This window comes from Buchnera aphidicola (Aphis nasturtii) (assembly GCF_005083345.1).
Classification (GTDB): Bacteria; Pseudomonadota; Gammaproteobacteria; order Enterobacterales; family Enterobacteriaceae; genus Buchnera; species Buchnera aphidicola_R.
In genome coordinates this window covers 566396-590845 of sequence record NZ_CP034888.1, presented here as the reverse complement: position 1 = coordinate 590845, position 24450 = coordinate 566396, and the positions used below count along the sequence as shown (strand labels likewise).

The window sequence follows — 24450 nt, the reverse complement described above, 5'->3', positions numbered from 1 at the left end:
TTTACATAAATGAAAAAAAATATTGTAATATTAGGTACACAATGGGGCGATGAAGGAAAAGGTAAGATAGTAGATTATTTATCTAGTAAGAGTTCTTATGCAGTCAGATATCATGGAGGACATAATGCTGGTCATACCTTAGTAGTGAATAAAAAAAAAATTATTCTTCATTTAATTCCATCAGGTGTACTACATTCTAATGTTATTGGAATAATTTCAAATGGAGTTGTAATTTCTATTTTCGACTTAGTTAAAGAAATAAAGATGTTAGAAAAAAACCATGTCTTTGTTAGTAAACGTCTTTTTATTTCACATGCTGCTTCTTTAATTTTGCCATTTCATATTGCTATAGATATCGCACGTGAAAAAAGACTAGGAGTCAATGCTATTGGTACGACAGGAAGAGGAATTGGACCTGCATATGAAGATAAAATCGCTCGTCGTTCTATACGTGTTGGAGATTTAAAAAATGAAAAAACATTGTCTATAAAATTATCAAAGATTGTTGATTATTATAATGATCAATTAGTTTCTATTTATAAATGTCAACCGTTCGATTGTAAAGTGATTTTAAAAGATTTATTAGAAGCTAAAAACATCATCATTGATATGATACAAGATACTACGGTAATATTAAATAATGCAATTAAAAATAAAAAAATTATTATTTTTGAAGGTGCGCAAGGAAGTCTTTTAGATATTGATCACGGTACATATCCTTATGTTACCTCCTCTAATAGTACGATAGGTGGAGTCATTACAGGAACAGGTGTAGGCCCTAAAAATTTAGATTATATTTTAGGAGTAACAAAAGCTTACTCTACACGAGTAGGTAATGGCCCTTTTCCTACCGAGCTTCATAATGATATAGATGCTTATCTTTCAAAGAAAGGAAATGAATTTGGATCAACTACTGGTCGAAAAAGACGTACTGGGTGGTTAGATGGAATAGCTTTACATCATTCTGTTCAGTTGAACTCTTTATCTGCATTATGTATAACAAAATTAGATGTTTTAGATAATTTGGAAGAAATTAAAATTTGCATAGCTTATCGAAATGTGAATACATTAGAAATATATACCAGTGTGTCTTTTGATAATTTAGAAAATATGCAACCAATATATGAAACACATCCAGGTTGGATGAAAAAAACTTCAGGTATAAAAAAGATAGAAGATTTACCTCACGCTGCTAAGAATTATATAAAATGTATTGAAAAAATTGCTGGAATTCCAGTACATATGATTTCTACGGGCCCAGAGCGTAATGATACTATTGTAGTAAAACATCCTTTTTTATAATTTTAAATTTAAAGATAAAGATTAAAATAAAAAATCTATGGATATTACTATTAAATAATGTTATTGGAGAAGTAAATATGGTAGTAGATACCTACCAAAAAAATGATTATAAAAAATATATGAATTCTATTCCAAGTCGCGAGTGTATTTTATCTTTTTTAAAAAACTATAAAGATTTCATAAGTCACAAAAAAATAGAAAAGAAATTTAATATTAACAATAAAGAAGATAAAAAAGCATTGCGTCGTAGATTAAGAGCTATGGAACGAGATAAGAAGATTATATATACATGTAATCATTATTATATTGTTTTAGAAAATATTCATACAGTCACAGGAAAAGTAATCGGTCATAGAGATGGTTATGGTTTTCTTAGAAGTGAAACATTAAAAGAAGATCTTTGGTTGTCTATTGAACAAATGAAACTATGTATTCATGGTGACATTATTTTAGCTCATATTATAAAATCTGAAAAAAAAGGAAGAAATACAGCAAAAGTATTAAAGATATTAAAATCAAATAATACTCCTATTATAGGGCGCTATTCTATTGAAAAAAAAATACAATTTGTTATCCCGCATGATAGCCGATTTAATTTTAAAATATTTATTTTTTCATCAATTTTAACAAAAAATCTTTCTGTAGGATCTATTGTTGTTGTGCAATTAAATAAAAATTTTTTAAATAAAAAAAACAAAGTGCAAGGAAAAATTGTAGAAGTTCTTGGTGGTAAAGAAATGCGCACTACTCTTGCTACAGATATTGCAATACGAACTCATACTATTCCTTATCTATGGTCTCAAGAAGTCAAAGATCAATTATACAAAATCAATAATAAAATCGATCAAAAAGAATTTAAAAATCGTGTAGATTTAAGACATCTTCCATTTTTCACTATTGATGAAGAAGATGCTCGTGATTTTGATGATGCTATTTTTTGTAAAAAAAAAAATAGTGAAGAAGGATGGAATTTATGGGTAGCTATTTCAGATGTTAGTTACTATGTCAAACCTGGTACTGCTATAGATCAAGAAGCTTTAAAAAGAGGAAATTCTGTATATTTTCCTTCATTAGTAGTACCCATGTTACCAGAAAAAATATCTACAAATTTATGTTCTTTAAATCCTCACGTAGAACGTTTATGTATAATATGTGAAATGAGTTTATCAAATACAGGAGAATTAATTAAATATCAATATTATGAAGCAGTTATATGTTCTCAAGGACGTTTTACATACGATGAAATATTTAATATTTGGAACGGTGATATCGAACTTTGTTCAAAATATCATAAACTGTTAAAACAAATTGAAAATTTATTATTATTACAAAAAATATTAAAAAAAAATGATGTTGCTAAAAAAGGTGTATATTTTGAAAATATTGAAACTAAATTTACTTTAGATTCTAATTTTAAAATAAAAAATATTTATCAACATGTGAGAAATGATGCTCATAAATTTATTGAATCATGTATGATTTTAGCAAATATATCTTCAGCTAAATTTATAAGAAAATATCAATATCCTATTTTATTTCGTAACCATGATCGTCCTGCTCAAGATAGTATTATAAATTTTCGACGAATTTTGAATCGGTTGGGATTATCTTTAACTGGTGGTGACATCCCAGAATCTATTCATTACTCAGATCTATTAAAAAAAATTAAACACCGTTCAGATTATGAAATGATTCAAACTATATTATTAAGATCTATGAAACAAGCTGTATATTCCCCAGAAAATCGTGGACATTTTGGTCTATCTTTATCTAGTTATGTGCATTTTACTTCTCCAATTAGAAGATATCCTGATATTCTTTTGCATAGAGCTATTAAACATATATTATTTAAATCAAATGATAATAAAAAAAATAAGTTTTTTAATTTATATTATAAAAATGATATGACAAAAATCGGAATGCATTGCTCTATGACTGAAAGACGTGCAGATGAAGCGAATAGAGATGTTATGGATTGGTTAAAGTGTGATTTTATGGAAAAAAAAATTGGAAATATATTTACTGGAGTTATTTCCAATATTACTTCTTTTGGTTTTTTTGTTCGTTTAAATAAATATTTTATTGACGGATTAATTCGTATAGACAATGTGAGCGATGATTATTATTATTTTGATCCTGTAGGATTAAAATTTATTGGGAAATCAACTAAGAATACTTTTTGTCTTGGTGATATTTTGACAGTAAAAGTTATTTCTGTTAATTTGAATCAAAAAAAAATAGAATTGTCTTTATGTATATAATGCGTTCTATTGGTCAAAAATTTTATTTTTTATATTTTTTCAATGAAATTTAATTGATTTTTCCATTGAATTAAAATACTATGTATTTAAAATGTTTATTCTTTTATATAATGTTCCTTGTTTCCTAAAAAATAGATATTATACTTTTTGACATATAGGAAACTAAATAACCCAAAAGGAGCGGTTTTGTGCGTCATTACGAAGTAATTTTTATAGTCCATCCTGATTATAGCGATAAAATTAATATAATAATTGAAAAATATAAAAAAATTGTTCTTGATAATTCAGGAATTATACATCGTTTAGAAGATTGGGGTAGAAGACAATTATCTTACTCTATTAATAAATTACATAAAGCACATTATGTTCTTATTAATATAGAAGCAGTTCCTAAAGTTATCAATTTATTAGAAACAGATTTTCGTTATAATATTGCAATTATTAGAAATATGATTATGCTAGTGAAAAAAGCAATTAGCGAAGTATCTCCTATAATGAAATTAAAAGAAGAAAAAAAAGAAAAAAAATAATTTTTAAAAAAATTATTTATACTAAAAATATTTTTATAAAATTTTTCAAAAAAATATATAAATTTAAAAATCATTTTGTTTTTATTTTGAAAGGTCTTTTATTATGGCACGTTATTTTCGTCGTCGCAAATTTTGTCGTTTTACTGCAGAAAATATTCAAGAAATAGATTATAAAGATATTTCTATGTTAAAAAACTATATTACAGAAAATGGTAAAATTGTTCCTAGTCGTATTACTGGGACTCGAGCTAAATATCAACGTCAGTTATCTAGAGCGATTAAAAAAGCAAGATACCTTGCTTTACTTCCATATACTGATCAACATCGTTAATATTAAATGAATTATTATATTTTTAAACTTTAAAGAGAATAATAAATAATGGAAGTAATTCTTTTGTTAAAAGTGAATAAATTAGGTGATTCTGGTAAAATTGTAAAAGTTAAATCAGGTTATGCTAGAAACTATCTGATTCCAAAAGGAAAAGCTATTTTAGCTGATAAAAAAAATATTGAATCTTTTGAAGCTCAGCAAGTGAAATTAAAAGAAGAAAATATTAATAAATTTCTGATCGCTAAATCTCGTGCTGAAAAAGTAAAACAAATTAAATCTATAACTATTTCTTCAAAAGTTGGAAAAGAAAAGAAAATATTTGGTTCTGTAGGTATAAGAGATATTATTACAGAAATGTCTCGAATAGGCATAAAAATTAATAAAAAAGAAATAAAACTTCCTAATGGAGTGTTGCGTCATATAGGAGAGCATCAAGTAACTTTTCAACCACATAGTGAAATATATGAGCATTTTATAGTAAATATTATAGAAAAAAAATAATTTGCTTTTAAAATTGGTGTTAAATGATTAATAAAATTTGTAACCTAGCTCGAAATGCTGGAGCTGCTATTATGAGTATTTACTATTCTAATGAGTTAGTTGATATTTCTTATAAACTAGATAAAAGTCCAGTGACTAGTGCAGATAAAATTGCAGATAAAGTTATCAAAGATGGATTATATACTATTGCTCCTAATATTGCCATATTATCTGAAGAAAGTGTAAAAAATATTCAATACGTAAAAAATTTGAGTACCTATTGGCTAATTGATCCATTAGATGGAACTAAAGAATTTTTAAAAAAAAATGGTGAATTTACAGTTAATATTAGTTTAATTGAACATGGTATACCTATTTTAGGTGTTATATACGCTCCTTATTTTAATATTTTATATTTTGCTTTTAAAAAACAAGCTTGGAAAATCAGTCCATCAGGATATAAAAAAAAAATTTCTGTAGTCCAATCTAATATACCAAGATTTATTGTAAGTCGTTCTCATCCGAATAAAAAATTATATGATTTTATCAATAAAACAGAAAACAAGAAGTATACAATCAAAAAATTAGGTTCATCTTTAAAATTCTGTTATATAGCAGAAGGAAAAGCCCAATATTATCCAAGATTCGGAACAACATATATCTGGGATACTGCAGCAGGACATGCGATTGTTACAGCTGCAGGAGGTAGTGTGCTAACCTATCATGAAAAAATGAATTTAAACTATTGCTTACTTTCTAGAAAATCTCTAAAAAACCCAGACTTTATAGTTTCATCATAGTTTTCAATCACAAATTAAAAAAGATTATGAATACAAATAAAATTCAAATCAAGTTTTTAAATTCTGATGTTAAGAATAATAATATTTTTTTCCCAGAATATGCTACTCCAGGATCTTCTGCGTTAGATCTTAAAGCATGTATAAATAAAAAAATAATTTTGTCTCCTAAAGAAGTTGTTTTAATCCCCACTGGGATTTCAATATATATTGAAAATCCTTATATTACTGCTTTAATTTTACCACGTTCTGGATTAGGTCATAAGAATGGTATTGTTTTAGGCAATTTAGTGGGTTTAATTGATTCAGATTATCAAGGCGAATTAATGGTTTCCTTATGGAATAGAGGTATGAAAGATTTTTGTATTAATCCTAATGATAGAATTGCTCAAATAGTATTCGTTCCTATTATTCGACCTGAATTTTATATAGTGAAAAAATTTAAAAAAACTACTCGTTTTCAAAGTGGATTTGGTCATTCTGGCATATAAATACTAATATTAATTTTTATTAAAAAGTACCATGTTTTGTATAATATTTTATTAATTGATCAGCGTATTTTTTTAGTTTTTCTTTTTTTGAAAGATATACAATTAAATCATCTATTGTGATAATAGAATTGATTTTATGACTTTTTTGTTTTTTTAGATAATTGGTTTTATTTAGATTACTTTCTTGTTTTTCCTTTCGATCAAGAAGAACAAATATCGAAGATATTTTAGAGTTTTCTTTTTCAATTATTTTAATTGAATGATTAATTGACATTCCTGAAGTGATCACATCATCTAAAATAATAATTTTTTTATTTTTTATATCTCCTCCGATTAACTGTCCTTGTTCTCCGTATTTTTTTTCTTCTTTTCTATTAAAAGCATATGAAATATTTAAATTATATTGATTTTTTAATGCGATAGAAGTAGAAACGACAATAGGGATGCCTTTATAAGAAGGACCAAATAGCACATCGAATTTAATATTTAAATCCATTATTGCACGTGCATAAAATAATCCAATTTTAGCAGTTTCTTTACCTGTAGATAACAGGCCTGAATTAAAAAAATAAGGGCTTTTTCGGCCAGATTTTAGTATAAATGTTCCAAAGTTTAAGACTTTTTTTTTAAAAGAAATTCAATAAATTCTTTTTTCCATTCCATCACATTTCAGCCCTAATTAATGATGAAAAATTTAGGTAATATTTTTATAAACATATAAAAATTTTTTTGGTTTTAATTTTATAATTTTTTATGGCCCTTGCTGGATTTGAACCAGCGACCAAGCGATTATGAGTCGCCTGCTCTAACCACTGAGCTAAAGGGCCGTAATATTTTTATATCTTTTACTATAAATGAATTTTTAATAATAATCTATACTTCTTTTAAAAATTTTGTAGTTAATTTTTAATTTTATATATATATTTGACAGACATGCAAATTTTTGATATAAATATCAATATTCCTCTGTAGTTCAGTTGGTAGAACGGCGGACTGTTAATCCGTATGTCACTGGTTCGAGCCCAGTCAGAGGAGAAAAATTCGATTTTAATATAAAATAATATATAAATTTATAATTTTTTTCATTATAAAAATTTTTTAGTTTCTTCATAATTCATTTCTAACATAACCTTTTAAATTTTCAGAAATAATATTTTATTTCATTTTCTATATTGTTTAATATCAGATATTTCGTATGTATTTTATTTTTTCTTTTAAATTTATATACAAATTTTAATATATTTTTAAATATTTTTTATATTTACAATATTTACAACCTTAATAAAATTTTCTTTTAAAAAATTTATTTTAAAGATTTAAAAAAATTTTTTTAAATTTAATTGTTTAAATAATTAAGATTATATAATGAAAAAAAATATACAATTTTCTTCTCAAAAAAATCAGTTTACTTTTTTATTCTATGATTATGAAACTTTTGGCACACATACATCATTGGATAAACCAGCTCAATTTGCATCTATTAGAACAAATAAGAACTTAGAAATTATTGAAAAACCAAAATGTTTTTATTGTTTTCCATCAGATGATTATTTACCAGAACCATATTCTATTTTAATCACTAAAATTACTCCGCAGTACACATTTAAGCATGGTATTAATGAATATGAATTTTCTAAAAAAATATATAAGATCTTAACTCATCCTAATACTTGTATAGTAGGTTATAATAATATTGTTTTTGATGATGAAATTACAAGAAATATATTTTATCGTAATTTTTTAGATCCATATGAATGGAGTTGGAAAAATAATAACTCACGTTGGGATTTATTAAATATTATGAGGATATGTTATCTTTTGAGACCTAATGGAATTAAATGGCCTAAAAATAATCTTGGTATGCCTATTTTTAAATTATCTAATTTAACTCAAGAAAATAATATATTACATGATAATTCACATGATGCAGTTTCCGATGTTTACGCTACTATTAAATTAGCAAAATTAGTAAAAGAACAGCAACCAAAATTATTTAATTTTTTTTTAAAATATAGAAAAAAAAATGAATTATTTAAATTAATTAATTTGAAAAATTTTCAACCTATACTTTATATTTCTAGTTGCTTTGGTGCTATACGTAATAATATGAGTTTTATACTACCTTTGTTTTGGCATGAAAATAATAATAATATATTAATTTCAATAGATTTGTTTCAAGATATTAAAAAATTAATTCATTTTTTAAAAAATCATGATTATCAAAATATTAAAATAAAAAATTTATTTGATTTAGGAATAGTATTAATACATTTTAACCGTTGTCCTATATTAGTTCCTATCAATCTTATTCGAACGGAAGATACGGAAAGATTAAAAATACAAAATTTTTATATTGATAAAAAAATAAATTTAATTAAGTTGAATTATTTCATAATAAATACTATAAAAAAAATTTTTTCTCAAAAAAATACATTTCAAAAAACTTCTAATGTAGATTTACAAATTTATAATAATTTTTTTAATTTAAATGATAAAAGATTAATAAAAAAAATTAGTAATACTCAACCGATAAATTTAAAAAATCTTCAATTAAATTTTCAAGATATGCGTTTAAAAGAACTTTTTTTCCGATATAAAGCTCGAAATTTTTTATTTATATTAAATACTAATGAAAAAAAGATTTGGTTTAATCATTGTTTAAAGGTTTTTAATCGATTTATTTTAAAAGAATATATACATACGATTGAAGATCTTTTAGAAAAATTTTCTTTTGATATAGAAAAAGTTAACTTATTAAATAAATTATTAGAATATGTTTTTCACAAGTATAAAACTTTATTTTACGGGCAAATTAATTTAAATTAATTTTTTTTATATCGTTAAATTTATATTTTTTTAAAATATGCAATAGTTTATCCAGTTCTATATTATCTTGAGAATATAAAAAAATATTTTTCTTAATATTTTGATTATTGTTATTATCTAAAAAATATTTTTTAACTGCTTTAGTAGTAATTGTATGAGAATCTAAAAAACTAATTGGTTTATAAAAAATACTTTGAATTTCATTTTTTAAAAATGAAAAATGAGTGCATCCAAGATATATAATATCAGGTTGTACCGAAGGTATCATCCAAGAATGAAAAATTGTTTTTAATGCATAATTAGAAATTGATATTTTTTTCATTTTTTTTTCAGCAATTTTAGCTAGTTCATTTGTAGCTATTACTTTTATATTTATATAGTTAATATATTGAGATATAAGATTTTTCACATATGAACTATTTATTGTAGCTTTAGTTGCTATGAAACCAATATTATTATTTTTTTTAATTTTAGTAACTTTATCTAATAAAGGTAAAACTCCTATAATAGGAATATTAAATTTTTTTTTCAATACAGATAAAGATACAGTGCTTGCAGTATTACAAGCTATAATAACTATTTTAATTGGGTAAAGATTTTTAATGGTATTGATTATCTTAGTACTTCTTTTAATAATAAAAGATTCTTTTTTTTCTCCATAAGGAAACCCTTCATTATCCAATAAATATATATAATTTTTGTTAGGAAGTTTATTTTTAATATTTTCTAATATAGCAATCCCACCTATACCAGAGTCAAATATAAGCACTTTTTTAGTAAATTTTAATGTATAAAAGATTAAAAGTATAATGTATATTTTATTTAAAAAATATGATTGTATATTTTAAATAATATTTTTAAATAAAAATAATTGCATCTGTTTTTCGATTTTTTTTCGATCTATCTCTTTTTGCATATTTAATTTTTCTTCATTTATTATTTTAGTTTGTTGTATAATCCATCTTTTCCAAGCTTTTTTAGATATTTTATTGTATATTTTTTTTCCTAATTCACCTGGATACGGTGGAAACTCATGACCTTCAGATTCTTGCTCTAAAAATACACAAAAAATTTTACGATACATTTCTTTAATTTTCCTTATTTTGAAAAGTTATATTAATAACTTTAAAATTTTTTTTACTAATGTAGGTAATCCTATTTTTTGAGGTTGTTTTAAATTATACCAAATTCCCTGTTGTTTAGTGTCAAAAAAATGATTATGAAAACATAATTTGATTAAAATAGGAGTTGCTTGCATTGTTAAATGACTGAATTCATGATTAAAAGAGTTCATTTCTTTATATTTTTTAGTATTTATTTGATTTTTTTTTATCCATTCGATAGCTTGTTTTTTTTTGTCAAAATTCGGAAAACAAAACAAATGATTCCAAATATTTGTTATGGTATTTTTTTGCATCCAAACTTTGTTTTCAAAGTAAATTATAACAAACCAGTATTGTTTCTTTAATTTTATTTTTTTTTTCTTTTGAAAAGAATATTTTTTCCATTCTTTTTCTTTATAAGCAATACATGTTATATTTAAAGGACAAATATCGCATTTAGGAACTTGAGGTGTACAAATTAATGCTCCTATATCGATGATACCTTGATTAAAGGCTCCGGTATTATGAATAGGAGTTATAGTTTCTATTAAATTCCATAATTTTTTTTCAGTTATAGAATTTTTTAAACATTGAGCAATGCCATAGTGTCGTATTAGAATTCTTTTTACATTACCATCTAATACAGAACAAAAATAATTTAATGTAAAAGATAAAATAGCTCCAGCAGTAGATTTTCCTATTCCTGGTAATTTAACTAAATCTAAAATATTTTTTGGAAATTTTCCATTGAATTTTTTTTCTATAATTTTAGCTGTGTCATAAATATTTTTAGCTCTTTTATAATATCCTAATCCGCTCCATAAATATAAAATATGATTTAAATCAGCATTATTTAGGGAATTTAAATTTGGAAATTGTGATATAAATTTGTTAAAATATGGAATAACAGTTTTTACTTGAGTTTGTTGTAACATTATCTCAGATACCCAAACTTTATATAATGTTTTATCTTTTTGCCAAGGAAGATTTTTTCTTCCACTTAAATGATACCAATTAACGACTAATCTTGAAAAAATATTAAATGTCATTTTAATAAAAACTATTTTTCGTTAGGAGATGATATAGATGTGTTTTTAAAATCAGTTAAAATATAATATATTCATTTATAAACATTTATAAAATATTTATAATTAACAATTTAATTAAATATGAAAAATAATATTATCACACCTAAATATAAAAATGGGATATTTTTAAGAAAAAATCAAAGTTTTGTATGCCGAAAAGGTCGTACAACCAAATCTCAATTAAAATCAATGAAAGAAAATTGGTTTTCATTTGGTATTGATTATCAATTAAAAAATATAAATTTTAAATCAGTTTTTAAATATAATTATCCAGTAATTTTAGATATTGGTTTTGGATCAGGAGAGTCTTTAGTACAAACAGCAATAAATTCTTGTCATGAAAATTTTTTAGGCGTTGAAGTATATTTATCTGGAATAGGTTCTTGTTTACGTCTTGCCTCTCTTTCTAAATTAAAAAATTTAAAAATTATTTACTACGATGTAATAGAAGTAATGAACAATATGATCGATAATCATACATTATCAAGAGTACAAATTTTCTTTCCTGATCCATGGCCTAAGAAACGACATCAAAAAAGAAGAATGATACAATATAATTTTTTAAAAAATATTTTAAATAAATTAATTTTTAATGGCATTTTACACATTAAAACTGACTCAAAGGAATATGCTTTTTATATATTAGATACTATAAAAAATATTAATCAATATGTAAATTTATCTGATACAAATTATTATATTGATAATTTTTTTCCTCATATCAAAACAAGATTTGAAAAAAAAGCAAACATGTTAGGAAATGAAATTTTTAATTTGATATTTCAGTCTAAATTCTAAATTATTTTAATTTAAAAAAATTTTTAATAATGAATTAAGAAATATTTTTCCTTTTTTCGTGGTTTCCCAAGAATTTGCATTTTCTATGATATATTTATGTTTTAATGCTTTTTTAATTTTATTTTTTATCTCAAATATACTAATATTAGTACGTTCTTGAAAATCTTTTTTATAGATAGGTTGATATAACCGAAAAGCATTCATAAAATATTCGAAAGGTTTATCTTTTTCTGCAATTAATTTTTTAGCGTCTAAATATTTTCCATTTATAAAGTCATTAATATTTTTATTTTTAATAGTTCTAATAATATCACCATTTATTTTAGTAATTTTACCATGAGCACCACATCCTATACCAATATAATCTCCAAAATTCCAATAATTAAGATTATGACGACATTTATATTTTGATTTCATATATGAAGATATTTCATATTTTATATAACCTGATTTTTGTAAAAATTTTTCACCTTGATTAAACATTTTAAATATAATATTTTCATTAGGTAAGCATATTTTTTTTTTATAAAAAGAAGTATTAGGTTCAGTTGTTAATTGATACCATGATATATGTGTTGGATTATATTTAACTGCATATTTTAAGTCTGATAAAACATTATTTAATGATTGATTAGGCAATCCATACATAATATCTATATTAAAATTACTATTAATTTTTTTAATTTCCTTAATCGCTTCAATAGCTTCTTTTTTGTTATATGTGCGTTCTATTTTTTTTAATAAACTTGAATTAAATGTTTGAATACCTAGAGAAAATCGATTAATTCCTGATTGTTTATATTTTCTAAAACGTTTATATTCTATTGTTTTTGGATTCGATTCTATAGTAATCTCTGAATGTTTAGAAATCAATACTCTTTTTTTTATGCCTTTTATCAAAATTTTAATAGATTCATTATGTAATAAACTAGGTGTTCCTCCTCCAATAAAGATATTATTTATTTTCCGTTGATTTATTAATTTTAAATCTTTTTCTAAATCTTTAAGTAGATTTTTAATATATTCTCTTTCTGGGATATTTGTTTTACTAACATATGAATAAAAATCACAATATCCACATTTTTTCATACACCAAGGAATATGAATATATAAACTAATTGGAGGTAACTTTATCATAATATTTGATTGTTAAAAGAAATAATGTATTACAATATTAATTTTTAAAAATACTTTTCCCGATTCTAATCATATTACTATTGTACATAATAGCAGTTTTTATATCAAAACTTGTTCCTAATGATAATGTATCAACTGATTGATATTTATGTTTTAAAATGTTAAATATATTATTAATATTTTTATAATCCTGATATTTTATTATTTCTTTCTTTTTTTTAGGCATCGCCATAATTCCACGAAAGTTAAGATTAGGCATTTTAGAAACAATTTCAGCTAGTTTTTGATAATTCCTTATAGAAATTCCATTTTTATTATTTTCTTCAGAAATATTGATTTGTATCAAGACATTTATCGGAACTTTTTGCTTTATTCTGTATTTATTTAATAAAATTGCGATTTTTTCTCGATCAATAGTTTGACACCAATCGAAATATTGGGCAACCAATTTAGTTTTTTTTGATTGTAGTTTTCCTATAAAATGCCAAATAATTTTATTATTTTTTTTTAATTTTTTAATTTTATTGATACCTTCTTGAATATAGTTTTCTCCAAATTCATATATTCCAGATAATAAAGCTGTTTGAATATTTTCAACTGATTGATTTTTACTAGCTGCAATAATTTTAATTTTTTTTGACTCAGTATTATTATTTGTTAACAAATATTGTATTTTTTTTTTAAGAATTTTTATATTATTTTCGATATTGTTCATATTTTTACAATTAAGAATAATTAGCTGTTATAAATATTTGTTAAACCAACTTTCTAATATAATAACAGCTGCAGTAGAATGAATTTTATCTTTTTTTAATGCTTTAAAACCATATTGATGAAATAATAAAGATCTAGCTTCTTTTGTAGTTAAACGTTCATCATGTAATTCAACAGAAGTATTAAATTTATTTTGTAACAAATTAGCAAATTGTTCTGCTTTTTTTGTTATATTTTGTTTTGTACCATCCATATTTAAAGGTAAACCGACAACAATACAATTAGGTTTCCAGATATGTAGTAAATGTTTTATATCGTTCCAATTAGGACATCCATTATACGCAATTAATTTATTTAAAGCTTTTCCTTTTTTAAGAATTTTTGCTCCTATAGCGACTCCAATATTTTTGATTCCAAAATCAAAAGCAATAACCATTTTTTTATCTCTATTAATATATTTGATTTTCAATATAATCAATTAACATACCCGTAATAGAAATATTTGTATTTAACTCAATTTCACAAATACATGTTGGACTTGTAATGTTAATTTCTGTTAACTTATCACCTATAATATCTAATCCAACAAAAATTAGTCCTTTTTCTTTTAAAATAGGAGATAAATAATTTGATATTTCCCAATCTTTTTTATTTAGTGTTTTTACTTGAGCTATACCTCCAGCAGCTATATTTGCTCTGGTTTCACCTTTTTTAGGAATTCTTGCTACACACCAAGGTATTACTTGACCATTAATAATTAATATTCTTTTATCTCCATATTTGACTGATGGTAAATAATTTTGAACCATACAATATTTTTTTTCATAATTAGTCATGATTTCTGCGATTACTAAAAAATTTACATCATCTTCTTTAATTCGGAAAATACTTGAACCTCCCATATTATCCAAAGGTTTAATAATTATATCTTTGTGTTTTTCCCAAAAATTATATATTTGAGATATATTTCTAGTGACTAATGTATCTGGTATAAATTTATAAAACAATGAGGCAAATATTTTTTCGTTACAATCTCTTAAACTTTGTGGTTTATTAATAATTAATACACCTGATTTTTCTGCTCGTTCTAGAATATAAGTTGCGTATATAAACTCCATATTAAATGGTGGGTCTTTACGCATTAATATAACATCTAATTGATTTAATGAAATATTTTGTTCTTGTATGAAACTAAAGTGATCATTTATTTTTTTTTGTATTTTTATTAAACGCGTTTTTGCATATGCATGATTTTTTTTTAAATATAAATCATTTATTTCCATATAATGAATTTGATGATTTCTTTTTTGTGCTTCAAGCAAAATAGCAAAACTAGAGTCTTTTTCAATTTTAATTAATTGAATTGGATCCATTACAATCCCAATTTTTAAGATCTTTTTCTTATTCATATATTTTAATTTTATTTATATAAAACTATGATTATATAATATAAAAATTTTTAGTTAAAATTTTTTATATTAATAAAGTATATTTTTAAAATAGTGCTTTTATTTAATTTATTAGATTAATCGTATTTAGGGCTACAATAGTTATCAAATCTAGACCAATGACCATTAAAAGTTAAACTAATTGTTCCAATTGGTCCGTTTCTTTGCTTGCCAATTATAATTTCTGCTACACCTTTAAAATCACTATTTTCATGATATATTTCATCTCGATATATGAACATGATTAAATCTGCATCTTGTTCTAGAGAGCCAGATTCTCTTAAATCTGAATTTACTGGTCTTTTATCTGCTCTTTGCTCTAAAGAACGGTTTAATTGTGATAAAGCGATTACTGGAACTTGTAATTCTTTTGCAAGTGCTTTTAATGTTCTTGAAATTTCAGCGATTTCCAGAGTTCTATTATCTGAAAGAGATGGAACTCTCATTAGTTGTAAATAATCTACCATAATTAAAGTTAAACCATTGTTTTCACGATAAATACGACGTGCTCTAGAGCGAACCTCACTAGGTGTAAGAGCAGAAGAATCATCTATATAAATATTCTTTTTTTTAAGCAAAACATTAATTGTACCTGACATTCTAGACCAATCTTCATCATTTAATTTACCGGTTCTTATACGCGCTTGATTAACTCTAGATAATGATGCTAACATGCGCATCATAATTTGTTCTCCAGGCATTTCTAAGCTAAAAATTAACACTGGTTTATCATATAACATAGCAGCATTTTCACATAAATTCATTGCAAAAGTAGTTTTCCCCATAGAAGGTCTAGCTGCTATAATTATTAATTCAGAACGTTGTAAGCCTGATGTTTTTTTATTTAAATCTTGATATCCTGTATTAATTCCTGTCACTCCGTCATTAGGGCATAAAAATAATTTTTCAATACTACTAATTGTTTCATCAAGTACTTTTTCAATATTTTTAGGTCCGGAATCTTTTTTAAAACGTTTTTCTGCTATTTTAAAAACACTTGATTCTGCGTAATCTAAAAGTTCTTCACTTTTTCGCCCTTGTGTATCATATCCTGCGTTTGCTATTTTATTAGCAACTAATATCATTTCTCTTATGATTGCACGTTCTCTAACTATATCAGCATAAGCAGTTATATTTGCTGTACTAGGAGTATTTTTTGATAACTCAGCTAGATAAGAAAATCGACCTACACTTTCTAGTTTTCCTTTTTGTTCTAAAGATTCAGATAATGTAATTAAATCAATTGGATGTCCTGAATTCAGTAGTTGTTGCATTTCTTCAAATATTAAACGATGTGGTTTACTAAAAAAATCATCAACAACTACATGTTCTGAAACAGTGTCCCACTGTTCATTATCTAACATTAAACCGCCTAAAACCGACTGTTCTGCTTCTATTGAATGTGGAGGAATCTTTAATCTATTAATTTGATTTAAATATAATTTATTTTTACCCATATATATTGCATATACCATTATTTTAGCAAATCACTTTGAAATTATATTCTAATATTACAACAATAAACTATGTGCTGATAAATTTACTTTACATCTTGTAAATTATTTTAAACATTATTTTTGTAGCTTTTAAAATATTTATTTAATTTTTTATAAAATACATATCTTATACTTGATTTATAATAAAATTTTTTAATCTGTACTTTTACTAACAACATAAGTGAAATATTTTTTTAAGGGAATATTTGTAAAATATGAGTAATATTAAAGTGTCTTTTAAAATGAATTTAAAGGTAAAGATTAATTTATAAGATAAAATGTTAAAATTGATTTATTTAATTTGTGATTTAAACAATTTTATCATATTTTGTATTTTGATAAATATTTAGATTTTTTATATATTAAACTTTTTTATTTAAAGTCGTATAGGTTTTATGTTCATTTAAGATAAAAATACAATAAATATTGTACATATAATCATTATAAATAATAAATTTATTTAAAAAATAATTTTAATTTATATAATTCTAAAAAATTTAAAAAATAAAAATCGATTATAATATATAACTTTCTTTTTATTTTAATCATATATATTCTATTTACAATATAAGTTAATTAAACTTTTAAATGCTTTTAAAAAATTTTAGTTAAAGTATTTTAAATATTTTATTAATAAAATATATTTTTTAAAAAATAAATTAAATATTTATGACATATGTTAAATAATCAAAGATACTATTTAAAACATATTTATATCAATTAATTTAGAAATGGAGTTTTTTATGGCAAGTCGAGGTGTAAACAAAGTAATTTTAATTGGTCATTTAGGTCAAGATCCAGAAGTAAGATATATGCCAAATGGTAATGCAGTAGTCAATATGACACTTGCAACTTCAGAAAATTGGAAAGATAAAAATACAGGTGAAAGTAAAGAAAAAACAGAATGGCATAGAGTAGTTTTATTTGGAAAATTAGCTGAAATAGCTGGAGAATATTTGCGAAAAGGTTCACAAGTCTACATTGAAGGCTCACTTCAAACAAGAAAATGGCAAGACCAAAATGGTTTTGAACGATATACAACAGAAATCATAGTAAATATTGGTGGTACAATGCAAATGCTTGGAAACCGAAATTCTAATTCTTATAATACAAATGAAAATAATAATATTTTAAAAACAAAAAAGATAGAAACTACTGATGTATCTAAAAATTTAGAAAAGTACAAATTAAAAAAAGAACAAGTTGATTCTTCAGAAATAGATTTTGATGATGAAATTCCATTTTAAATTAATTTAAAATATGTTTTAGCCCCATTTTTTTTGGGGCTGATATTTTGGGTATTTTAATTTTTAATTTTTATTTTTTTTGAAAAATATTCTAATAAAATAGAACAAAATTCTTCTTTGTGTGAAATAAATGGCACGTGACCGGCTTTTTCTATAATAATAGAATAGCTTTCAGGGCACATTAAATCAATTAAACTTGAAATTTTTTTAGGTACTAAGGTATCCAGCGATCCATATATACGTAGAAATGGAACTTTAATCATAGATATTTTAGATCTTAAATCAACTGATAATAATATTTCTAATCCCTTTTTGAGCGTTTGTTGATTAGGTATATTATTTTTACTAAATAACATTTTTTTTAATATCTTTAAATCTTGAAAATATTTTTCTTCTTTGAATGTTTGCAAGAATAAAAAGTTGCTTATTGTTTTATGATATTGATTTAATAGATCATCATATATATGATATATATTTTTTTTCTCTATTCCTGGCCAGTTTTTTTGTTTGATAAAATAAGGTGAAGATGATACGCTAATAAGTCCTAATGTTTTTTTAGGATATACTAGAGCAAAATTAGTTGCAATTAATCCTCCGAGTGACCATCCTAGATAAATCGAATTTTTAGGCATATAAAAATTTAATATTTCAATGATTTGTTGAATGTTAGTAGGTTGAAGATTTTTATTTACTCCTATTCCAGGTAAATCAATTAAATGTAATTTAAAATACATACTAAGTTTTTTAACTATAAAAAACCATATTTTATAATTAATACCCCATCCATTGAGTATAATAAGATTAATATCTCCATTTCCTAGAGTTGTCCAAGTAAATTTTTTCATTTTTTGATATGATAATATTTTATATAAAATATTAAATTATAATTTTCTTGTATTTACAGTAATTAATTAGTAAAATTATTATATTAAATTCATAATTAAAATCAATAAAACACATTAAAACAATTATTATGATTAAAATTTCTGATCAAGCTCAAAATTATTTTTTATCACTTTTATCTAAAGAATCAATAGAAACACAAATTCGTGTTTTTATTGTTAATCCAGGTATGGAGAATGCAGAATGTAGAGTAGCATATTGCTCTGTAGATGAAATAGATGAATGTGATGTTAAGCTAAAGTATAATAATTTCTATGTTTATGTTAATAAAGCGATTATTCCTTTTTTAAAAGATTCTAAAATTGATTTAGTAGTAGATAAATTAAGTACACATCTTACTTTTAAAGCTCCTTATGCCAGAAAAAATATTATACATCAAGAACATTCTATAGAAGAAAAATTAAAAAATTTTTTAAATATAGAAATCAATCCACAGTTATCGTTACATGGTGGCAAAGTTAATTTAATTAATATTTCTAATAATAATATAGCGTTAATAGAATTCAGTGGGGGGTGTAACGGATGTTCAATGATAGGAGTTACTTTAAAAGAAATGATTGAAAAAAAAATATTAGCCTTTTTTCCTGAAATAAAAGAAGTAATCGATCAAACTCAACATTTACATGGGCATCATTCTTTTTATTAAGAAATATTTAAAGAGTAGTTAAATATGTTTCGAAATTATAAAAGATATGAATGATTTGTTAGTTCACCACGTAAATTATTTTGCATTTGCATGCGAATTTTTTTTATTGGAATATTTTGACTGAGTAAAAAGTGCAATTTAGTCAAAGCTGCTTCAACTGTTAAATCATAACCACTAATAACGCCTACTTTTTTAAGTGAGTTACCTGTTGCGTATCCATTCATATTAACTTTTCCAGATGCACATTGCGTTAAATTTATTATAATAATATTTTTTTTATCAGCAATATATAGTTCGTTTAAAAAGTCTTTATTTTGAGGTGCATTCCCAACACCGTATGTACATAAAATTAATGCTTTTACTGGATATAACAAAAAATTTTTTAAAATTTTACTAGAAAGTCCTGGATATATAGTAATAATACTAATAGGTTGAGGTATAATTTTATATACCTTTAATTTTTTTTGTTTTTTTAAAAATTTATCTTTATATAAATAACGAACATTGATTCCTACTTCTAATAAAGGAGCAATATTAGGAGATGAAAATGCATTAAAACCATCAGCATTGGATTTAGTAGCTCTGTTGCCTCTATATAATTTGTGATTAAAAAACAAAGTTACTTCATTAATAGGATAATTAGCTATAATTAACAACGAGTTTAGTAAATTTTGACGTCCATCTGATCGAATCGCTGCTATAGGAATTTGAGATCCAGTTATAATAATTGGTTTTTCTAAATTTTCTAAAATAAAAGATAATGCTGAGGCAGTATAGGCCATAGTATCTGTTCCATGAAGAACAATAAATCCGTCGTATTTGTAATATTTTTTTTTAATATCATCTGCAATTTTTTGCCATTCTACTGGACTCATGTTAGACGAATCAATTAGTGGGTTATATTCTTTAATAACAAAATTTGGAATTTCTGGGCTGTAGAATTCTGGCATTTTAATTAATTGTTTTTTGAAACAGCCAGCTATAGGAATATATCCATTATTCGATTTTTGCATTCCAATAGTTCCGCCTGTGTATGCAATATATATATTTTTTTTTTTCATTAAAGAAACTCTTTTTATTATTTATAATTTAATTATAAATATTTTTATTATTGCATACTAATTTAATTTATACCCATTTATTTGTTTTAAAAATATTTTTAAATATAAAAATAAATACAAAAATTTTCATAAATATATTTTTAATTTATATAAAATTTTGTCAGCACAAATTATTTTAATAGAGTGTATATGTGTAATTTAAATGATAAATTAGCAATAAAAAAAAGACGTACTTTTGCTATCATTTCTCATCCTGATGCCGGTAAAACAACTGTTACAGAAAAAATGTTGCTTTTAGGGAAAATACTTCGTACTTCTGGAACAGTAAAAGCAAGAGGAAGTAGAAAATATGCTAAATCAGATTGGATGCAAATTGAAAAAGATCGTGGAATTTCTGTCACAACTTCTGTTATCCAATTTCAATATAAAAACATTCTAGTTAATTTGTTAGATACTCCTGGTCATCAAGATTTTTCAGAAGATACATATCGTATTCTTACCGCAGTAGATTGCTGTTTGTTAGTTATTGATGCTGCAAAAGGCATAGAAGAAAGAACGAAAAAACTAATGGATGTAAGTCGATTACATAATACTCCTGTTATTACGTTTATTAACAAGTTGGATCGTGATAGCCTTGAACCAATAGAGATTTTAGATCAAATTGAAAAAGAATTAAATTTATCTTGTGTACCTATTACTTGGCCTATTAGTTGTGGAAGTAATTTTAAAGGCGTTTTTCATCTAGATGAAAAAGTAATTTATTTGTATAATAAATTAGAAAAAAACAAAGTTTTTAAAATAGATTGTAATAATTTAAATAAAAATTTATTAAAAAAATATATAAGTTTAGATTTAACTTTGCAAATTTTTGAAGAATTAAAATTAATTAGTCATATATATTCAAATTTTAATAAAAAAGATTTTTTAAAAAATGTCATTACACCTATTTTTTTTGGTAGTGCATTAACTAATTTTGCTGTTGATCATATATTAGAAAGTTTAATAAAATGGGCTCCGCCACCTATTTATCGAATGAGTAATAAAAGAAAAATAAAACCTGAAGAAAAAAATTTTACAGGTTTTGTATTTAAAATTCAAGCTAATATGGATTTAAAGCATCATGATCGTATAGCTTTTATTAGAATTGTATCAGGAAAGTATACAAAAGGTATGAAATTAAGACATGTTAGAATAAAAAAAAATATCATTATTTCTGATGCATTTTGTTTCATAGCAGGAGATAGATTTTCTATCAAAATAGCATATCCTGGAGATATAATTGGCATACATAATCATGGGACAATTAAGATTGGAGACTCTTTTACAGAAGGAGAAGAAATTAATTTTATTGGTATCCCGAGTTTTTCTCCAGAAATATTTCGTCGAATTCTTTTGAAAAATCCTTTGCAAAAAAAACAATTAAAAAAAGGTTTAATGCAATTATCAGAAGAAGGTGCAATACAAGTTTTTCATCCTTTTAATAATAATCATTTAATTTTAGGAGCTATTGGTATATTACAATTTGATGTAGTTATTCAACGTTTAAAAACTGAATATAAAATAGATGCAATATACGAAGAAGTTAATGTGAAATTTTCTCGCTGGATTACATCAAGTAATAAGAAAAGTATTGATATGTTTTTAAATAAAAATAAATCTTACTTAGCATTAGATAGTTTCAATAATCTAACATATTTAGCACCTAATGAAGCAAACTTAAACATTATAATATCTCGATATGTTGATATTAATTTTCATGCAATAAGAGAGCAGTAAATATATTTTAATTTATTTTGTAGGTATTCAAAATGAAACGTGTTTTCTTAATGATTTTAGACTCTTTTGGAATCGGATCAAGTATTGATTCTTATAAATTTAATGATCATGGTGCTGATACATTTGGACACATAGTAGAAAAATGTTTTTTAGGTGAAGCAAATAAAGAAAGAGCAGGGTATTTAAAAATTCCTAATTTAAGAAAATTAGGAATAGCTCAAGCATATAAGTCTTCAACAGGAAAATATCCTTTAGGTTTTCATGAAAAATTTAATGAATCTAAAATTATTGCAAGTTATGGTTTTGCTAGTGAAATTTCTTCCGGAAAAGATACAACTTCTGGGCATTGGGAAATAGCGGGAGTTCCAGTTTTAGATAATTGGTATTATTTTAAAAAGATTAATAATACATTTCCAAATACTTTAATAAACGAAATCATAAACAATTTTAAATTACCTGGAATTCTTGGTAATTGTCATGCATCTGGTACAGAAATTATTACTAAATTAGGTGAAGAACATATAAAAACAGGAAAACCAATTTTTTATACATCATCTGATTCTGTTTTTCAAGTCGCATGTCATGAAAATATTTTTGGATTATCTAAACTTTATAAATTGTGTCAAAAAATTCGAAATTTATTAAATGAAAATAAATTTAAAGTAGCACGGGTGATCGCTCGTCCTTTTATTGGAAATAATAAATTAAATTTTCAAAGAACAGGAAATAGATTAGATTTATCAATAAAACCCCCTTCTATTACTGTGATGGAAAAATTAATAAACGAGAAACAAGGGAAAGTAGTGGGAATAGGAAAGATTTCAGATATTTATGCAGGTGTAGGTATTAGTAAAAGCATAAAATCTTTTGGATTAGAAGAATTATGTAACACGACTATTAACGAAATGAAATTAGCAAAAAACAATACTATTGTATTGACTAATTTTGTAGATTTTGATTCTATTTGGGGTCATCGTCGTGATGTTTCTGGATATGCTAAAGGTTTAGAGTTTTTTGATAATCAGTTGTTCAATATGATTAATTTAGTCAAAGAAAGAGATTTACTTATTATTACTGCAGATCATGGATGCGATCCTACTTGGTTAGGAACAGATCATACTAGAGAAAACGTTCCTATATTAATTTATTCTCCTAGTAGAAAAACAAAATTTTTAGGTCATCGTAAAACTTTTTCTGATATAGGACAAACAATTGCAAAATATTTTTCATTATCAGAAATGAAATATGGTAAATATATGTTTTAAAAACATTTATTTTAAAAACAAGGAAAAAATCAGTGTCTACTTTCCATATTAATAGTAAAAAGAATGATTTTTCAGATGTAATTTTAATGCCTGGTGATCCCATAAGAGCAAAATATATTGCTGAAAATTATTTAAATGATTATAAGCAAATTAATAAAACACGGTTAATGTTAGCTTATACAGGATATTATAAAAATAAAAAAATTTCCGTTATGAGTCATGGTATAGGGATACCGTCTGCTGCTCTTTACGTAAGAGAATTAATAACAGAATATAATGTAAAAAAAATTATTCGAATCGGAACTTGTGGTGCTGTACGAGATGATATAAAATTACGTGATATTGTTATTGGATTAGGTGCTTCTACAGATTCAAAATTTAATAGAATACGATTCCATAATCATGATTATGCTGCTATTTCAGATTTTAATATAACTTATAATGCGTTTTTATTTGCAAAAAAAATGAATTTAAAAATTCATATTGGCAATTTTTTTACTACTGATTCATTTTATACTGATAGAAATATGCTAGATATTTTAAAAAAATATAATATTGTTGGTATAGATATGGAGACGGCAGGCATATATTCTGTTGCATCTGAACTCAAAGCACAGGCTTTATCAATTTGTACAGTTTCTGATCATATTTTAAAAAAAGAATCTGTTTCGTCAAAAGATAGAGAATCTAGCTTTAATGATATGATTGTTTTATCTTTAGAAACTACTTTATTAATTTAGGTTGTTTATT

The 24450-nt window shown here is 23.9% G+C and carries 24 protein-coding genes, 2 tRNA genes and 1 pseudogene; 15 read left to right on the top strand and 12 right to left on the bottom strand.

All coding sequences use genetic code 11. The features are described from left to right. The first annotated feature begins 9 nt into the window (after positions 1–9). The 7 genes from D9V63_RS02865 to dut all read left to right on the top strand — a co-directional run bounded on the left by D9V63_RS02865 (position 10) and on the right by dut (position 6192). Complete coding sequence (locus D9V63_RS02865; RefSeq protein WP_158369204.1) at positions 10–1302, top strand: adenylosuccinate synthase; 1293 nt, start codon at positions 10–12, stop codon at positions 1300–1302. Between the two features lie 77 nt (positions 1303–1379). Further along, positions 1380–3563: a ribonuclease R gene (gene rnr, locus D9V63_RS02860; RefSeq protein WP_158369202.1), complete on the top strand. Its 2184-nt coding sequence runs from the start codon at positions 1380–1382 to the stop codon at positions 3561–3563. Between the two features lie 188 nt (positions 3564–3751). Further along, positions 3752–4093: a 30S ribosomal protein S6 gene (rpsF, locus tag D9V63_RS02855; RefSeq protein ID WP_158369200.1), complete on the top strand. Its 342-nt coding sequence runs from the start codon at positions 3752–3754 to the stop codon at positions 4091–4093. A gap of 103 nt (positions 4094–4196) precedes the next feature. After that, a complete protein-coding gene (rpsR, locus tag D9V63_RS02850; RefSeq protein ID WP_158369198.1) occupies positions 4197–4424 on the top strand; it encodes a 30S ribosomal protein S18 in 228 nt (75 codons plus the stop codon). A 48-nt stretch (positions 4425–4472) separates the two neighbouring features. Next, positions 4473–4925, top strand: a complete 453-nt coding sequence (rplI, locus tag D9V63_RS02845) for a 50S ribosomal protein L9 (protein WP_158369196.1) — start codon at positions 4473–4475, stop codon at positions 4923–4925. A 23-nt stretch (positions 4926–4948) separates the two neighbouring features. Next, complete coding sequence (gene cysQ, locus D9V63_RS02840; protein WP_158369194.1) at positions 4949–5704, top strand: 3'(2'),5'-bisphosphate nucleotidase CysQ; 756 nt, start codon at positions 4949–4951, stop codon at positions 5702–5704. Between the two features lie 26 nt (positions 5705–5730). Next, complete coding sequence (gene dut / locus D9V63_RS02835; RefSeq protein ID WP_158369192.1) at positions 5731–6192, top strand: dUTP diphosphatase; 462 nt, start codon at positions 5731–5733, stop codon at positions 6190–6192. Positions 6193–6211: 19 nt separating this feature from the next. Here the strand turns inward: dut and pyrE are convergent. Together pyrE and D9V63_RS02825 are read right to left on the bottom strand one after the other, a co-directional pair. Further along, positions 6212–6855: pseudogene (gene pyrE / locus D9V63_RS02830) on the bottom strand (orotate phosphoribosyltransferase). 91 nt (positions 6856–6946) lie between these two features. Then, positions 6947–7019 (bottom strand) — tRNA-Ile (locus tag D9V63_RS02825). Positions 7020–7154: 135 nt separating this feature from the next. Between D9V63_RS02825 and D9V63_RS02820 the strand changes: the two genes are divergently transcribed. Beyond that, positions 7155–7227: transfer RNA gene (locus D9V63_RS02820), tRNA-Asn, on the top strand. Positions 7228–7557: 330 nt separating this feature from the next. Next, positions 7558–9018 carry an exodeoxyribonuclease I gene (gene sbcB / locus D9V63_RS02815; protein WP_158369190.1) on the top strand — a complete coding sequence of 487 codons (1461 nt, stop codon included), beginning with the start codon at positions 7558–7560 and terminating at the stop codon, positions 9016–9018. Here sbcB and murI read toward each other — a convergent pair. The 3 genes from murI to mutY form a co-directional block, all read right to left on the bottom strand. Beyond that, positions 9005–9787, bottom strand: coding sequence for a glutamate racemase (gene murI, locus D9V63_RS02810; protein ID WP_158369188.1), 783 nt, complete (start codon positions 9785–9787; stop codon positions 9005–9007). The genes sbcB and murI overlap by 14 nt on opposite strands. 75 nt (positions 9788–9862) lie before the next feature. After that, positions 9863–10102: an oxidative damage protection protein gene (locus tag D9V63_RS02805; protein WP_158369186.1), complete on the bottom strand. Its 240-nt coding sequence runs from the start codon at positions 10100–10102 to the stop codon at positions 9863–9865. A gap of 27 nt (positions 10103–10129) precedes the next feature. After that, positions 10130–11170 (bottom strand): A/G-specific adenine glycosylase, encoded by a 1041-nt coding sequence (gene mutY, locus D9V63_RS02800; protein ID WP_158369184.1) that lies wholly within the window; start codon positions 11168–11170, stop codon positions 10130–10132. Positions 11171–11290: 120 nt separating this feature from the next. Between mutY and trmB the strand changes: the two genes are divergently transcribed. Beyond that, positions 11291–12007, top strand: coding sequence for a tRNA (guanosine(46)-N7)-methyltransferase TrmB (trmB, locus tag D9V63_RS02795; RefSeq protein WP_158369182.1), 717 nt, complete (start codon positions 11291–11293; stop codon positions 12005–12007). Positions 12008–12013: 6 nt separating this feature from the next. Here the strand turns inward: trmB and hemW are convergent, their stop codons facing one another. From hemW to dnaB, 5 genes are all read right to left on the bottom strand, one after another. Next, positions 12014–13144, bottom strand: coding sequence for a radical SAM family heme chaperone HemW (hemW, locus tag D9V63_RS02790; RefSeq protein WP_158369181.1), 1131 nt, complete (start codon positions 13142–13144; stop codon positions 12014–12016). Between the two features lie 37 nt (positions 13145–13181). Next, positions 13182–13859 carry a YggS family pyridoxal phosphate-dependent enzyme gene (locus tag D9V63_RS02785; protein WP_158369179.1) on the bottom strand — a complete coding sequence of 226 codons (678 nt, stop codon included), beginning with the start codon at positions 13857–13859 and terminating at the stop codon, positions 13182–13184. Positions 13860–13886: 27 nt separating this feature from the next. Continuing rightward, the gene (gene ruvX / locus D9V63_RS02780) at positions 13887–14294 is read right to left on the bottom strand and encodes a Holliday junction resolvase RuvX (RefSeq protein WP_158369177.1); all 408 of its coding nucleotides are present in this window, start codon (positions 14292–14294) and stop codon (positions 13887–13889) included. 13 nt (positions 14295–14307) lie between these two features. Then, a complete protein-coding gene (gene gshB / locus D9V63_RS02775) occupies positions 14308–15267 on the bottom strand; it encodes a glutathione synthase (RefSeq protein WP_158369175.1) in 960 nt (319 codons plus the stop codon). A 116-nt stretch (positions 15268–15383) separates the two neighbouring features. After that, positions 15384–16781 (bottom strand): replicative DNA helicase, encoded by a 1398-nt coding sequence (gene dnaB, locus D9V63_RS02770; protein ID WP_158369173.1) that lies wholly within the window; start codon positions 16779–16781, stop codon positions 15384–15386. Between the two features lie 764 nt (positions 16782–17545). On the opposite strand from dnaB, the gene ssb reads away from it, so the two are divergent. Beyond that, positions 17546–18049 carry a single-stranded DNA-binding protein gene (ssb, locus tag D9V63_RS02765; RefSeq protein ID WP_158369172.1) on the top strand — a complete coding sequence of 168 codons (504 nt, stop codon included), beginning with the start codon at positions 17546–17548 and terminating at the stop codon, positions 18047–18049. Between the two features lie 56 nt (positions 18050–18105). Here ssb and bioH read toward each other — a convergent pair whose 3' ends face one another. Beyond that, positions 18106–18894 (bottom strand): pimeloyl-ACP methyl ester esterase BioH, encoded by a 789-nt coding sequence (gene bioH / locus D9V63_RS02760; protein ID WP_158369170.1) that lies wholly within the window; start codon positions 18892–18894, stop codon positions 18106–18108. A gap of 128 nt (positions 18895–19022) precedes the next feature. Between bioH and D9V63_RS02755 the strand changes: the two genes are divergently transcribed. Beyond that, on the top strand, positions 19023–19598 hold the full coding sequence (locus D9V63_RS02755) for an NfuA family Fe-S biogenesis protein (protein WP_158369168.1): 576 nt from the start codon (positions 19023–19025) through the stop codon (positions 19596–19598). A gap of 35 nt (positions 19599–19633) precedes the next feature. Here D9V63_RS02755 and ansA read toward each other — a convergent pair whose 3' ends face one another. Further along, a complete protein-coding gene (gene ansA, locus D9V63_RS02750) occupies positions 19634–20659 on the bottom strand; it encodes an asparaginase (RefSeq protein WP_158369166.1) in 1026 nt (341 codons plus the stop codon). A 189-nt stretch (positions 20660–20848) separates the two neighbouring features. On the opposite strand from ansA, the gene D9V63_RS02745 reads away from it, so the two are divergent. The 3 genes from D9V63_RS02745 to deoD are packed head-to-tail and all read left to right on the top strand — an operon-like array spanning position 20849 to position 24440. Beyond that, positions 20849–22435: a peptide chain release factor 3 gene (locus tag D9V63_RS02745; protein ID WP_158369164.1), complete on the top strand. Its 1587-nt coding sequence runs from the start codon at positions 20849–20851 to the stop codon at positions 22433–22435. 32 nt (positions 22436–22467) lie between these two features. After that, positions 22468–23700, top strand: coding sequence for a phosphopentomutase (locus D9V63_RS02740; RefSeq protein WP_158369162.1), 1233 nt, complete (start codon positions 22468–22470; stop codon positions 23698–23700). A 32-nt stretch (positions 23701–23732) separates the two neighbouring features. Then, positions 23733–24440: a purine-nucleoside phosphorylase gene (gene deoD, locus D9V63_RS02735; protein ID WP_158369160.1), complete on the top strand. Its 708-nt coding sequence runs from the start codon at positions 23733–23735 to the stop codon at positions 24438–24440. Positions 24441–24450: the final 10 nt, after the last annotated feature.

Coding starts and splice junctions, on each gene's coding strand:
- bioH (WP_158369170.1), bottom strand. CDS start 18,894: ATGAAAAAATTTACTTGGACAACTCTAGGAAATGGAGATATTAATCTT.
- sbcB (WP_158369190.1), top strand. CDS start 7,558: ATGAAAAAAAATATACAATTTTCTTCTCAAAAAAATCAGTTTACTTTT.
- cysQ (WP_158369194.1), top strand. CDS start 4,949: ATGATTAATAAAATTTGTAACCTAGCTCGAAATGCTGGAGCTGCTATT.
- rpsR (WP_158369198.1), top strand. CDS start 4,197: ATGGCACGTTATTTTCGTCGTCGCAAATTTTGTCGTTTTACTGCAGAA.
- D9V63_RS02755 (WP_158369168.1), top strand. CDS start 19,023: ATGATTAAAATTTCTGATCAAGCTCAAAATTATTTTTTATCACTTTTA.
- rplI (WP_158369196.1), top strand. CDS start 4,473: ATGGAAGTAATTCTTTTGTTAAAAGTGAATAAATTAGGTGATTCTGGT.
- ssb (WP_158369172.1), top strand. CDS start 17,546: ATGGCAAGTCGAGGTGTAAACAAAGTAATTTTAATTGGTCATTTAGGT.
- D9V63_RS02805 (WP_158369186.1), bottom strand. CDS start 10,102: ATGTATCGTAAAATTTTTTGTGTATTTTTAGAGCAAGAATCTGAAGGT.
- hemW (WP_158369181.1), bottom strand. CDS start 13,144: ATGATAAAGTTACCTCCAATTAGTTTATATATTCATATTCCTTGGTGT.
- D9V63_RS02740 (WP_158369162.1), top strand. CDS start 22,468: ATGAAACGTGTTTTCTTAATGATTTTAGACTCTTTTGGAATCGGATCA.
- rnr (WP_158369202.1), top strand. CDS start 1,380: ATGGTAGTAGATACCTACCAAAAAAATGATTATAAAAAATATATGAAT.
- ansA (WP_158369166.1), bottom strand. CDS start 20,659: ATGAAAAAAAAAAATATATATATTGCATACACAGGCGGAACTATTGGA.
- gshB (WP_158369175.1), bottom strand. CDS start 15,267: ATGAATAAGAAAAAGATCTTAAAAATTGGGATTGTAATGGATCCAATT.
- dnaB (WP_158369173.1), bottom strand. CDS start 16,781: ATGGTATATGCAATATATATGGGTAAAAATAAATTATATTTAAATCAA.
- trmB (WP_158369182.1), top strand. CDS start 11,291: ATGAAAAATAATATTATCACACCTAAATATAAAAATGGGATATTTTTA.
- D9V63_RS02785 (WP_158369179.1), bottom strand. CDS start 13,859: ATGAACAATATCGAAAATAATATAAAAATTCTTAAAAAAAAAATACAA.
- D9V63_RS02865 (WP_158369204.1), top strand. CDS start 10: ATGAAAAAAAATATTGTAATATTAGGTACACAATGGGGCGATGAAGGA.
- mutY (WP_158369184.1), bottom strand. CDS start 11,170: ATGACATTTAATATTTTTTCAAGATTAGTCGTTAATTGGTATCATTTA.
- dut (WP_158369192.1), top strand. CDS start 5,731: ATGAATACAAATAAAATTCAAATCAAGTTTTTAAATTCTGATGTTAAG.
- D9V63_RS02745 (WP_158369164.1), top strand. CDS start 20,849: ATGTGTAATTTAAATGATAAATTAGCAATAAAAAAAAGACGTACTTTT.
- ruvX (WP_158369177.1), bottom strand. CDS start 14,294: ATGGTTATTGCTTTTGATTTTGGAATCAAAAATATTGGAGTCGCTATA.